10 protein-coding genes and 1 other annotated feature are annotated in these 13,007 nt (G+C 51.5%); of the genes, 8 read left to right on the plus strand and 2 right to left on the minus strand.

The window, feature by feature from the left end; translation table 11 throughout:
• Positions 1–1,065: SH3 domain-containing protein (locus tag D889_RS15275; RefSeq protein ID WP_026291242.1), on the plus strand; the 1,065-nt coding region annotated here is incomplete at its 5' end.
• A 104-nt stretch (positions 1,066–1,169) separates the two neighbouring features.
• Here D889_RS15275 and D889_RS0112460 read toward each other — a convergent pair.
• Complete coding sequence (locus D889_RS0112460; RefSeq protein WP_026039110.1) at positions 1,170–1,754, minus strand: LOG family protein; 585 nt, start codon at positions 1,752–1,754, stop codon at positions 1,170–1,172.
• Between the two features lie 153 nt (positions 1,755–1,907).
• The gene (locus D889_RS0112465; RefSeq protein WP_010632353.1) at positions 1,908–2,717 is read right to left on the minus strand and encodes an undecaprenyl-diphosphate phosphatase; all 810 of its coding nucleotides are present in this window, start codon (positions 2,715–2,717) and stop codon (positions 1,908–1,910) included.
• 238 nt (positions 2,718–2,955) lie between these two features.
• Positions 2,956–3,179: a binding site (T-box leader), on the plus strand.
• A 226-nt stretch (positions 3,180–3,405) separates the two neighbouring features.
• On the opposite strand from D889_RS0112465, the gene argC reads away from it, so the two are divergent.
• The 7 genes from argC to argF are packed head-to-tail and all read left to right on the plus strand — an operon-like array spanning position 3,406 to position 12,997.
• The gene (gene argC, locus D889_RS0112470; protein ID WP_010632354.1) at positions 3,406–4,443 is read left to right on the plus strand and encodes an N-acetyl-gamma-glutamyl-phosphate reductase; all 1,038 of its coding nucleotides are present in this window, start codon (positions 3,406–3,408) and stop codon (positions 4,441–4,443) included.
• Positions 4,444–4,468: 25 nt separating this feature from the next.
• Complete coding sequence (argJ, locus tag D889_RS0112475; protein ID WP_193379230.1) at positions 4,469–5,683, plus strand: bifunctional ornithine acetyltransferase/N-acetylglutamate synthase; 1,215 nt, start codon at positions 4,469–4,471, stop codon at positions 5,681–5,683.
• A 27-nt stretch (positions 5,684–5,710) separates the two neighbouring features.
• On the plus strand, positions 5,711–6,514 hold the full coding sequence (gene argB, locus D889_RS0112480; protein WP_010632356.1) for an acetylglutamate kinase: 804 nt from the start codon (positions 5,711–5,713) through the stop codon (positions 6,512–6,514).
• On the plus strand, positions 6,507–7,703 hold the full coding sequence (locus D889_RS0112485) for an aspartate aminotransferase family protein (protein WP_010632357.1): 1,197 nt from the start codon (positions 6,507–6,509) through the stop codon (positions 7,701–7,703). The genes argB and D889_RS0112485 overlap by 8 nt, the downstream gene beginning before the upstream one ends.
• A gap of 16 nt (positions 7,704–7,719) precedes the next feature.
• The gene (locus D889_RS0112490) at positions 7,720–8,808 is read left to right on the plus strand and encodes a carbamoyl phosphate synthase small subunit (RefSeq protein ID WP_010632358.1); all 1,089 of its coding nucleotides are present in this window, start codon (positions 7,720–7,722) and stop codon (positions 8,806–8,808) included.
• A complete protein-coding gene (carB, locus tag D889_RS0112495) occupies positions 8,792–12,028 on the plus strand; it encodes a carbamoyl-phosphate synthase (glutamine-hydrolyzing) large subunit (RefSeq protein WP_010632359.1) in 3,237 nt (1,078 codons plus the stop codon). The genes D889_RS0112490 and carB overlap by 17 nt, the downstream gene beginning before the upstream one ends.
• A gap of 3 nt (positions 12,029–12,031) precedes the next feature.
• Positions 12,032–12,997: an ornithine carbamoyltransferase gene (gene argF / locus D889_RS0112500; RefSeq protein ID WP_010632360.1), complete on the plus strand. Its 966-nt coding sequence runs from the start codon at positions 12,032–12,034 to the stop codon at positions 12,995–12,997.
• Positions 12,998–13,007 lie beyond the last annotated feature (10 nt).

The raw sequence follows: 13,007 nt of genomic DNA on the forward strand, positions 1-13,007 counted from the left end.
TCGGCGAAACGGCTGACGACGCTGAAGAAGGGCAGTACGGTCGAAGTAGTCGGCACGAACGGGGGCTGGCTGCAGATTAAGTATGGCAGCGGTACGGCATATGTGTCAGCGGATTTCGTTCAAAAAGAAGGGTCGGTTGCCACACCTTCGCAGCCAGAACAAACGATCACAGGAACAACAGCCAATGGTCTGATCACCGGCTCGGGGGTTCGGTTCAGAAAGAGTCCGGACGGGGAAATCATGACCAGTTTTCAGAGCGGTACAAAGGTAGACTGGCTGACAGTGACTGATGACAAGCAATGGGTAAAAATCAGTTATAAGGGTACCTACGGCTATGTGTCCAGCGCTTACATTAAACAGGAGACCGTTACAATGGCCAAAGCCGGTGATGTCGCCTATGCTTATACAAAATATCCGCTCTCTTTCGGTCAGGCACTGGCGGCAGAAAAGAAAGTCAATTCATCCTCCCAGCTTGCATACTTTCTGAACCCAAATAATTTCAAGCAGGGCACAGATGATTACTATCAATTTTTGACTCTGTCCACGCATTCAGGCGCTACTGCGGAAGAACTGAATCAGTTCCTTAAGAACATCCTGGCCGGTCATGGATCGGATTTTATATATGCTGCTGATAAGTCCGGTGTAAACGAAGTCTATCTTGCGGCACATGCCATGCTTGAAACAGGAAACGGAACATCAACACTGGCCAATGGTGTCTACTATAAAGGGAAAAAAGTTTACAACATGTTTGGTGTCGGTGCATACGATCTTGACCCGAAAAATGGTGGTGCGGCACTTGCATACCAGCAGAAATGGTATTCACCTTCGGATGCAATCATTGGCGGTGCGAAGTGGATCGCAAACCACTACATTTACAACGCAACGTATCAGCAAGACACATTATACAAGATGCGATGGAATCCGGATGCACTTGTTTCGGGTAGTGCCGCACATCAGTATGCGACTGATCCCGCATGGGCAGACAGCCAGTCTAGGATCATCAGTAACATGTACATGAAAATTAAAATAAAAAATCTCATTTTTAATGTGACACAGTACAGCTGAGAGGCTGAATCCTGAACAAATTCAATCAGAATCAATATAAAAGCAGGGTCTGCATGAGTAATCAATCGTTGCAAACTCTGCTTTATAATTATTGGATCTTTTCTTTACCTACCGGACAGCTGCCGCCATTTATTGCCGAGATTCGGCGGAGTATAGGCATCCATTTTATCGAGCAACTGGTCAGGATCGTCGGAAACACACAGCAGACCGAGATTGGACTGGTTGGCAAATTCATGATCAATGCTGTGCTGAATGAGCTGAAGCAAGGGATTGAAATAGCCGTCAATATTCATCAGACCAATGGGTTTATGATGAATGCCAATCTGGGCCCAGCAAAGGATTTCGAACAACTCATCAAAGGTGCCGATACCTCCCGGAAGAGCAATAAACCCGTCGGAAAGTTCGTTCATTTTATCTTTCCGGGCATGCATATCGTCGACCTCAATCAAATGAGTGAGACCTGAATGGGCCATTTCACCGAGAATGAGCCCTTTAGGCATCACGCCGGTTACCCTGCCGCCCCTTTCGAGCATCCGGTCGGCGATGACGCCCATTAATCCGACGGCTGATCCACCGTACACAAGACCGCAGTTTTTGCGGATAATCGTGTCGGCCAGCTGCTTTGCACCGGCTGCGTATTCGGGATGATCACCAAGATTGGAACCTGCATAGATACATAGAGTACGGATCAAACTGCTCATCCCCCCAGACAATGAATTATGATGCTCTTTTCATTCTATCGTAAATACTGCGGGATTAGGACAGCAGAGAAAAAAGAAAATCCTTCCTGAAAGGGTCATACCGGCACCTTTTCAGAAGGGATTTTTCTTATTCGCTCGTGCTTATAACTGGTTGCTGAAGATCATGTATGCGGCAAACACGATGGCCAGTGCAAACCGATAGACGGCAAAGGGCACCAGTGTAAACCTTTTTAGTAATTTCATAAAGGAAACAATAGCCAGCATGGCAACGATAAATGCCACAATAAATCCGACAATAAAGAATCCCAGATCCGCTTTAATGTAGCTGAGGTCCTTTACAAATTCTACACCGCTGGCGCCGAGCATCATTGGAACGGCGAGGATAAAGGAAAATTCTGCTGCTGTTTTCCGCTCGACACCGGCAATCAGACCGCCGGACATCGTTGATCCCGACCGTGAGAAGCCGGACCAGAGAGACAGCACCTGGAACAATCCGATGACAAATGCCTGGCCATAGCTCAGCTGCGTTGTTCCTTTCCCGGGCCGGCTGGCGGCAATTCGTTCAGCGAAAATCATCAGAAGGCCGCCGACAACAAGCGCGACCAGTACGCTGGCCGGTGTGAATAATTTAGACGTAATGAAATCCTTCAATAGAATTCCGGAAATGCCCGCGGGTATACCGGCGATAATAATGTGCAGCAGGTTAAGATTGTGCGGCCCGCGTTTGGGCTCATTGCGGTAGAACCCGAACAGGCTCCACAGCCTCTTCCAGTAAAGGACAACAACAGCCATGATCGAGCCGAGCTGGATGATGACTTCAAAAGCAGTTGCTGTTTTACCGGTAAAGTGTAATAAACTTGCGACCAGAATCAGGTGGCCGGTAGATGAAACAGGCGCAAATTCAGTCAAACCCTCAACTGCGCCGAGAATGATCGCGATCAGAAAAAACAATAGGTTCACCAACCTTTTAAATTGTTTAATTATATATGTACTTTTCTACCCCTTAAGCTCATTCATTATAGCATAATAACATCGGGGCTCTGCCGGAAGAAAGATTAAATTTTAATGAGAATAGTACGGATAAAGTTTAGATCAAAAAGTGTTCAGTCAGGGTTGACATCTGCATCTGTCCGGGTATAATAGAAGTCACCAAGTCAGAAGTAACTGGCAATTCTAATTAATTGAACGGATAAATTCGATGACGAAGAGAGTAGCAATCAGAATCGTTTAAGCGAACCGGGATGATGAGAGCCGGTACGGGAATTGATTGTGAACCGCACTTCCGAGAAGGCGGCCTGAAGCATAAGGTAGGGTCGGCCGGGAACTCCCGTTACAGAGTCTTAAGCAGATTCCCGAATTAAGGGAATAACCGGAGTGGTACCGCGGGCTATGTGATCAACGCTCGTCTCTTTTATCTAGTAAAAGAGGCGGGCGTTTTTTATTGTCTCCGTTGCTGCGGCAGGTCTCTGAAATGCAATGCTCCTGGACTAAGAAGGCAGCAGACACGTTGATAAGCCCGTGATAAAGGCGCTTTTCTACAGCGGCAATTCACTTCGCTGCCGCGGCAGTGCAGGAAAGGATATTTTACTATTTATTATTATTTGAAAAAGGCAAATGTTCATAACTGGAGGCTTTTCAGGTGAAAGCAGGTATTGTTGGCGCAAATGGATACAGCGGAATGGAACTGATCAGGCTGCTGAATAATCATCCGTCGGTCCGTGTGGAGATGCTTATCTCGCATACGACTCAGGGGGAAGCGGCATCGGAAGTTCTGCCGCACTTAACGGGCATTCTGGATCAGCCGCTGGAGGCATTTGATCCGGATCAGCTGGCAGAACGCGTTGATGTGGTCTTCTTCGCCACTCCGGCAGGCGTCAGCAAAGATCTTCTTCCTGAGTGTCTGAAACGCGGTCTCATCTGCATCGATCTGTCGGGCGACTTTCGTCTGAAGAACCCCGGGGATTATGAAACATGGTATCATCACCCGGCGGCAGATCCCTCGATTCTACAGGATGCGGTTTACGGACTTTCCGAGGTCAACCGAAGGCAGATTGAGGGCGCACAATTCATTGCCAACCCCGGATGCTATCCGACGGCGAGTCTTCTGGGCCTTGCTCCTGCATTGAAAGACGGGGCCATTGATCCGGAATCAATCATCATCGACGGCAAGTCAGGGGTATCCGGTTCAGGCAGAAAAGCGGTCATCGGCAATCTGTTCAGTGAAGTGAATGAAAATGTCAGGGCATATAAACTCGGCAGGCACCAGCATACACCGGAAATTGAGCAGGAAATTGCCGAGATTGGCGGGCAGGCTGCAGCGGTCACGCTGACGACACATGTCATCCCAATGACCCGGGGACTGATGACGACCATTTATGCCAGCCTGAAAAAAGGCTACTCATCCAAAGAGTTTCTTGAGATCTACCAGCGCTATTATGAAAAATCGCCGTTCGTCCGCATCCGACCGCTCGGGACCTGGCCGGCAACCAAAGAGGTGCTTGGTTCAAACTACTGTGATATCGGTTTGAATGTGGACGGCAGGACGCGAAGGCTGACCATTATCTCGGTCATCGACAATGTGGTTAAAGGCGCTGCAGGCCAGGCGATCCAGAATCTGAACATCATCAAGGGATGGGATGAACAGACGGGGCTGGGACTTAGTCCGGTCTATCCGTGAAAGGAAGATAAAAGTGGAAAAAATGATGGAACAGCAAATAAAATTAACAACGATCGAAAATGGCAGTGTCGGAACGCCGAAGGGCTACATTACCGGCGGTCAGAATATCGGCATGAGAAAGAGCAAACCGGATATGGGCTGGATTTATTCTCAGCAGCCGGCATCGGCAGCCGGCGTTTATACAACGAATCTTTTTCAGGCGGCACCGCTTCAAGTCAATCAGGCAAGCCTTAAAGAAGGCGGTATGCTTCAGGCCATTCTGGTCAACACAGTCAGTGCCAACTCCTGTACCGGAGAGGAAGGTCTGAAGAACGCGTATACCACCCGTTCATGGATGGCGGAACATCTTGACCTCCCTGAACATCTTGTCGCGGTCGCTTCCACGGGCGTCATCGGGCTTCAGCTGCCGATGGATAAGATGAAAAAAGGCGTGGAAAATATTTCACTGAAGCATGCGGATGCTCCGTTCGAGAAAGCCATTCTGACAACCGACACACATACCAAACATCTGGCCGTCAGCTTCCAGATTGACGGAAAGACGGTGACGATCGGCGGTGCCTGCAAAGGATCCGGCATGATCAAGCCGAACATGGCGACGATGCTCGCTTTCGTGACCACCGATGCGGCAGTGGATGCCGGATCACTTCATCAGGCGTTGAAACAAGTCACGGACCGGACGTTCAACCGGATCACGGTAGATGGTGATACAAGCACCAATGATATGGTTCTGGTCATGGCCAACGGTATGGCGGGCAACGCGATGCTGACGGATGCCCATCCGCAATGGGCCGTATTTGTTGCCGGGCTCAAAGCCGTCTGCCAGGGACTGGCCAAGTTGATCGCCGGTGACGGTGAAGGCGCGACGAAGCTGATTGAAGTTCAGGTAACCGGGGCAAAGGATGAACATGCTGCGGAAGTCATCAGCAAATCGATCGTCGGCTCAAGCCTTGTGAAAACCGCTGTATTCGGCAGCGATGCCAACTGGGGCCGCGTGGTTTGCGCCATGGGTTATAGCGGCGAACCTTTTGATCCGGAAAAAGTGACGATGGGCATCGGCGACACGACCCTGTTTGTTAAAGGGATGCCGGTACCCTTTGATGAAGAAAAAGCAAAGGCACAGCTCGATAAGGATACTGTCGTGATCAAAGCGGATCTGGGAGAGGGAAACGGCGAAGCAGTCGCCTGGGGCTGTGATCTGACATACAACTACGTCAAAATCAATGCATCCTATCGTTCGTGAAATCGGAAAGTGATTCGGGAGGATAAAATGAACCAATATCTGATTATCAAATGCGGCGGTTCGGTCTTTGACCGCTTAACACCAGATTTTTTCAAAAGCATTCGGGCGATTCAGTCTGAAGGCGAATGGAAACCGGTCATTGTCCACGGCGGCGGGCCGGCAATTTCCAGAATGCTGAAAAAGATGCAGATCCCGACCGCTTTCCATAACGGGCTGCGGGTGACGAGTAAAGACGTCCTGAGTGTCGCGGAAATGGTTCTCAGCGGTTCGATGAACAAACAACTGGTCGCAGATCTCAGTGCAGCCGGAGCGAAAGCTGTCGGACTGAGCGGAATTGACGGCCATACGCTCATGGCGAAACCGTGCACGGATCCGGAACTGGGGTACGTCGGCGAAGTTGCTTCGGCTGACCCGGAACTAATCACCTGCCTGTGCGGACAGGGCTACATCCCGGTCATCTCACCGATTTCCATGGATGCGGCCGGTCAGCATTACAACATTAATGCCGACCATGCTGCCGCAGCGATCGCTTCGTCATTAAACGGAAAACTATGCTTTATCAGCGATGTTCCCGGTATACTGGTCGAACAGAACGGGAAGCTGAAGAAACTGGCAAAGGTTTCCGATCTGGAAATTGCCAGTCTGATTGAAAACAAAGAGATTAACGGCGGTATGGTTCCGAAAGTCAAAGCTGCCGTCGACAGTCTCCGGCAGCATGTCCGGGAAGTTGTGATTGTCAACGGCATGATGCCGGAGTGTCTGATTGATTATACACGAGGTGCCGAAGTCGGTACCCGGATTTTCCTTGAAGGGGAGGCTCTCCATGCTTAACACAGAATCTGTTCAAAAAATGTCTCCGGTCATGTCTGCATACGGCCGTTTTCCGCTGAAGATCGTCAAAGGAAAGGGCTGCTATGTCTGGGATGACACGGGTAAGAAATACCTTGATTTTACGGCAGGCATCGCTGTACTGGCGCTGGGCCACGTTCCCGATGCGGTGGAGGAAGTACTGAAGAAACAGCTTGATACGCTCTGGCACTGTTCCAATCTCTTTCATATTCCCTCTCAGGAAAAACTCGCCGGCATGCTGACGTCACTGACTGATTGCGATCAGGTGTTCTTTTGCAACAGCGGTGCGGAAGCTAATGAGGGCGCCATTAAACTGGCCCGCCTTTATGCCCGTAAGATCAAAGGCAAAAAAGACGGCCACATCGTGACGTTCAGCCATTCGTTTCACGGCCGGACAATGGCTACGCTGACGGCAACGGCCCAGAAGAAGATACAGGATGGTTTCGAACCGCTCGTTCCCGGATTCAAGTATCTGACGTATAACAGTCCGGAGGCGATCCGGGAGCTTGAGAAAGATGACGGCTGCATCGCCGTTCTGCTCGAAATGGTTCAGGGTGAAGGCGGCGTGATTCCGGCGGAGCAAGGCTGGGTTACAGAGCTCAGTAAAGTGTGCCATGAGAAGGGCATTCTGCTGATGGTCGACGAAGTGCAGACCGGCATCGGCCGGACGGGTACCCTGTTCGCCTATCAGCAATACGGGATCAGCCCGGATGTAGTGACGATGGCCAAGGCACTGGGTTCGGGCATCCCGATCGGCGCATTCATGGCCAAAAAAGAAGTGTCGCGGGTGATCATACCCGGAACGCATGGATCGACGTTCGGCGGCAATCCCCTGGCAACGACTGCCGGCGTGGCCACGCTGGAAACTTTTAAAAAGGAACATGTGCTGGAACATTGCGCTCAGAGCGCAAAGTATCTGAACGGAAAACTTCTGGAATTGAAGAATAAACATCCTGAGGCAATTGCTGACGTACGCGGAAAGGGGCTTCTGATTGGCGTTGAAACCACATTCCCGGCGATTAATGTTGTGACGGCGCTCAGGGAACAGCATCAGGTTCTCGTCCTGACTGCAGGAGATAAAGTATTGCGGATTCTGCCGCCGCTGATTGTTGAAAAACCGGAAATCGACGGGTTCATCCAGGCGCTGGACGATGTACTGAAAAATCACTGAAAGGGAGGTGCCGGCGATGAAGAAAGGTTATCTGATTCTGGAGTCAGGCAAATGCTTCCCGGGGGTACTTGTCGGCAGTCCTAAATCGGTGATCGGTGAAATTGTGTTCAATACAAGCATGACCGGCTATCAGGAAATTATGACGGATCCTTCTTATGCGGGACAGATCATGACCTTCTGTTATCCGCTGATCGGCAATTACGGAATCAATCTTTCCGACAATGAGAAAAGCCGCATCAGCATGCAGGCTGCCGTTTTCAGTACCCTGTGTGAGCGTCCGAGCCACTATCAGTCGGTTAAGACGGTGGATCAGTGGCTGAAAGAAGAGGGTATTCCCGGAATTGCCAATGTGGATACGCGTGCGGTTGTCCGGACGGTTCGGAAGAAAGGAACGATGAAGGCAGCCATCAGTGATCACCCGGACGCCTCATTAATTGACTGGAGCTTCCCCGTTTCCCGCCATGTCGTCCGGAAAGTTTCGGCATCTTCACCAAAAACTTATGAGGGTGCCGGCCCGCATGTTGTATTGATCGATTACGGGTATAAAAAATCGATGCTGAGTGCACTGCTTTCCGCCGGTTGCAAGGTAACCGTGGTTCCTTATAACATGCCGTTTACGAAAATTGCCGCTTTGAATCCGGACGGCGTGATGCTGAGCAACGGTCCCGGCGATCCAGAGGAACTGAGCAGCCAGTACGGGGAAATCAAAAAAATCACCGCTCATTTTCCGACACTGGGCATCTGTCTTGGCCATCAGCTGATCGCACTGGCCTATGGCGCAAAAACCGAAAAGCTGCTTTTCGGGCACCGTGGCGCCAATCATCCGGTCAGAGACCGGGACACCGGAAAGGTCTGGATCACTTCCCAGAACCACAGCTATGTGGTGAAGAAAGACAGCCTCGACAGCCGAGTCTTTACCGTCACCTATGAGAATGTCAACGACGGGTCCGTGGAAGGGCTGAGACATCGCTATCTTCCGATTGAAACGGTTCAGTTTCATCCTGAAGCCCATCCGGGACCGGATGATACGCATTTTATCTTTGAACAATTTATCGACATGATCAAACAGAGCAAGGGTGAGGTCAGCCATGCCGCTACGTACTGATATTAAGAAAGTGCTTGTTATCGGATCCGGACCGATTGTGATCGGCCAGGCTGCCGAATTCGATTATGCCGGAACTCAGGCCTGCCTGGCGCTCAAAGAAGAGGGCATTAAGGTCGTTCTGGTGAACAATAATCCGGCAACGATTATGACTGATGATCCTATCGCCGACCGAACTTATCTTGAGCCGCTGACTGTTCCGGCGATTGAAAAAATCATCAGCCGGGAACGGCCGGATGGCCTGATTGGGACACTCGGCGGCCAGACGGGGCTCAATCTTGCCGTGGAACTTTATGAGCAGGGCATTCTGGCTAAATATGGTGTGGAACTGCTGGGCACTTCGGTGGCATCGATTCAGCACGGAGAAGACCGGGAACTTTTCAAAAAACTGATGCTTGAGATTCATGAGCCCGTGCCTGAGTCAAGAATTATCCGCGACTATAATGCCGGGCTCGCGTTCACCGAGGCGATCGGTTATCCGGTGATTATCCGTCCGGCCTATACTCTGGGCGGCTCCGGCGGCGGATTTGCCAATAACCGGGCTGAACTCGACCTGGTTCTGCACCGCGGGCTGAATCTCAGTCCGATTCATGAAGTACTGATCGAGAGAAGCATCAGGGGCTGGAAAGAAATCGAATACGAAGTCATGCGCGATGCTAATGATACGTGCATTATTGTCTGCAACATGGAAAATGTTGACCCGGTCGGCGTACATACGGGGGACAGCGTCGTTGTCGCTCCGTCGCAGACGCTCTCCGATGTTCAGTACCAGATGCTTCGCAATGCTTCAGTTAAAATTATCCGGGCCCTGAAAATTGTCGGCGGCTGCAACATTCAGTTTGCGCTTAACCCGGCATCTGATGAGTACGCGATCATTGAAGTGAACCCGCGGGTCAGCCGCTCATCGGCACTTGCCTCCAAGGCAACCGGCTATCCGATTGCCCGGGTGGCCGCCAAGTGTGCGGTCGGATTCCATCTCGATGAAATCCTGAATCCGATCACCGGGACAACCTATGCTTCCTTTGAACCGGCGATTGATTATCTTGTTGTTAAAATGCCACGCTTTCCTTTTGATAAATTCACGGAAGCCGACCACAGCCTGGGCACTCAGATGAAGGCGACCGGTGAAGTCATGGCCATCGACCGGACCTTTGAAGGTGCACTGAACAAGGGCGTCCGCTCAATGGAGATGGGTTTTACCGGACTGGACCGCAGGGCGGATCACGACCGGACTGACGAGGACTTAAAGCAGCAGCTGACAACGGCAACGGATCTGAGACTGTTTGCGATTGCCGAACTGATCCGCCGCGGCGTCACGCTGAAAGAGATTCACAGTCTGACCGCCATCGACTACTGGTTCCTGGACGGGATCAAGAATTTGATTGATCTTGAGCATCAGATTCAGGCACAGAAGTGGGATCAGATTTCCGATGAACTGCTGCAGCATGCCAAACAGATGAATATCGGCGATCGTCGCCTTGCCGAACTGTCCGGTGTTACGGAATCTGATGTCCGTAAACGGAGAAAAGAAGCAGGCCTGATTCCTTCCTACCATCTCGTCGACACCTGTGCCGGGGAATTCGAGGCACAGACGCCGTACTACTATTCAACCTGGCTGGGCGAGGATGAAGCGGCGGTCAGCGATCAGCCGAAGATCCTGATCATCGGCTCAGGCCCGATCCGGATCGGTCAAGGTATCGAGTTTGACTACTGTTCCGTTCAGGCGACACTTGCTGTCAAAAAGTCCGGTTATAAAGCGATTGTGATCAACAATAATCCGGAAACCGTCAGCACGGATTATTCCGTGGCGGATCGTCTCTATTTTGAACCGCTGGCGGTTGAAGATATTTTAAATGTTGCCGAAAAGGAACACGTGCAGGGTGCGCTGGTTCAGTTCGGCGGCCAGACGGCAGTCAATGTTGCCGAGGCTCTGGAGCGTGCAGGGATCCTAGTTCTGGGGACATCGATCTCCGGAATCGACAAGCTGGAAGACCGGGAACAATTTTATCAGCTGCTGACGGAACTGGATATTCCGCATATCCGCGGTCTGAGTGTCGATCATCTCAGCGAGCTGGCTGAAGCCGGAAACCGGCTGGGTTATCCGATTCTTGTCCGGCCGTCATTTGTCATCGGCGGCCAGTCGATGTTTCTCTTCCATCGGCCTGAAGAGCTGGATGCCTACGTGCATAGTGAACATCATTTCGGCGCTCAGTCATTTCCCCTGCTGGTGGATCGCTATATGCCCGGCACGGAGTGTGAAGTCGATGCGATCAGCGATGGCGAAGAGGTGTGCATTCCCGGAGTTTTTGAACATATCGAGCGGGCCGGAGTCCATTCCGGGGACAGCATCGCCGTTTTCCCGTCGTATACGCTGCCGGACAGTGTGAAGCAGGAAATTGAGAAGGATACGGTGAAGATCTGCCGCCGTGTGAAAGTGACCGGTCTCGTGAACATTCAGTTTGTCATTGCGGACGGAACGGTCTATGTCCTTGAAGTGAATCCGCGGGCCTCGCGCACGGTACCGATCGTCAGTAAAGTGACCGGTATTCCGATGGTTGAAGAAGCGGTACGCATTCAGCTTGGTCAGGCTCCGGGTCACCGGGAAAGATTTCAGGGCCTCTGTCCGCCGCCCGGGTTTTTTGCGGTCAAGGCCCCGGTCTTCTCATTTACTAAACTGCCGGGCGTCGATCCTGTACTTGGTCCGGAAATGAAATCGACCGGTGAACAGCTGGGCATGGGGCGCGCAGTAAGGGAAGCATTTATCAAAGCCTGCTTTTCCGGGCGGCAGAGTCCGTTCGCAAATCCAGAAAAAAAAGATCTGGTTCTGTGTTCCGTTGCCGACAGGGCAAGAAAAGAAAGTCTGGGTACCGCCCGGCAGCTTCAGTCCAGAGGGTTTACCATCCTTGCCACTAAGGACACGGCCGGATTCTATCAGACAGCCGGATTGGCTACGGAAAGCATCGGTGAAAGCGAAGACGGCCTGAAGAAGCTGCTTTCAGGTAACCGGGTCGCTGCCGTAATCAATGTTCCGACCGCGGGACGCAACCGGCGCTCATTCGGCTTTGAACTGAGGCTGCTGGCGCTCCGGTACAATATACCGCTGTACACCTGCCTGGATACGGTGAATGCTGTGCTGGCAGCGGCGGACGCGACCGGGGACCTGCCGGTGCACACACTTGATGAATATCGTCAATTAAATGTTGTGATTGAGAAGGGGAAGTGACAGATGGTGACGACGGACAGAGAAACAGCATTTGCATTAAAGGGAAGAGATTACCTGACCATTGCCGACTTTACAACTGATGAACTGCATCTGCTCTTGAAGCAGGCGGCGGATATGAAGGCCTTAACGAAGAAACATATTCCGCATCCCTATCTGAGCGGGAAAACACTGGCGATGATTTTTGAAAAATCATCGACTCGGACAAGAGTGTCGTTTGAAGTCGGCATGTACCAGCTGGGCGGTTCCGCTTTGTTCCTGAGCAGCCGCGACATGCAGCTGGGCCGCGGGGAGACGATCGCCGACACGGCGAAGGTCCTGTCACGGTTTGTGGACGGCATTATGATTCGCACATTTGAACATCAAAAGGTAGTTGGACTGGCGGAACAGGCCAGTGTCCCGGTGATCAACGGACTGACCGATGAGCATCATCCGACACAGGTACTTGCAGACCTGTTGACGATCTATGAACATGAAGGCCGGCTCAAGGGGCTGAAAGCCTGCTTCATCGGCGACGGGTATAATAATATGGCCCACTCACTGCTTGAGGGTGCCGCTGCTGTCGGTATGGATCTCACGGTTGCGTCACCTGAAGGTTATGAGCCGGATCAGAAAATTTTTAAAGCTGCGGAAGCACGTGCAGAAGAGAACGGCTGTCACGTAGCTGTGACGCATTCCCCTCAGGAAGCAGTTGAAGGCTGTGATATTATCATTACGGATACCTGGCTGAGCATGGGCGATGAGAATGAGCAGGAAAAACGGCTGCATGATTTTCAGGGCTACCAGGTGAATGACACGCTTGTTGCCCGGGCAAAACCCGACTATCTGTTCCTGCACTGTCTCCCGGCGCATCGCGGCGAAGAAGTCGCGGCCAGTGTGATCGACGGCCCACACTCGATTGTCTTCGATGAGGCGGAGAACAGGCTTCACGCCCATAAAGCAATTCTCAAATGTCTTCTGGAAAGCAATTAACCTTTTTTCT

Origin of the sequence: Sporolactobacillus vineae DSM 21990 = SL153, assembly GCF_000377985.1 — a bacterium.
In the GTDB taxonomy this organism is placed as follows: domain Bacteria; phylum Bacillota; class Bacilli; order Bacillales; family Sporolactobacillaceae; genus Sporolactobacillus; species Sporolactobacillus vineae.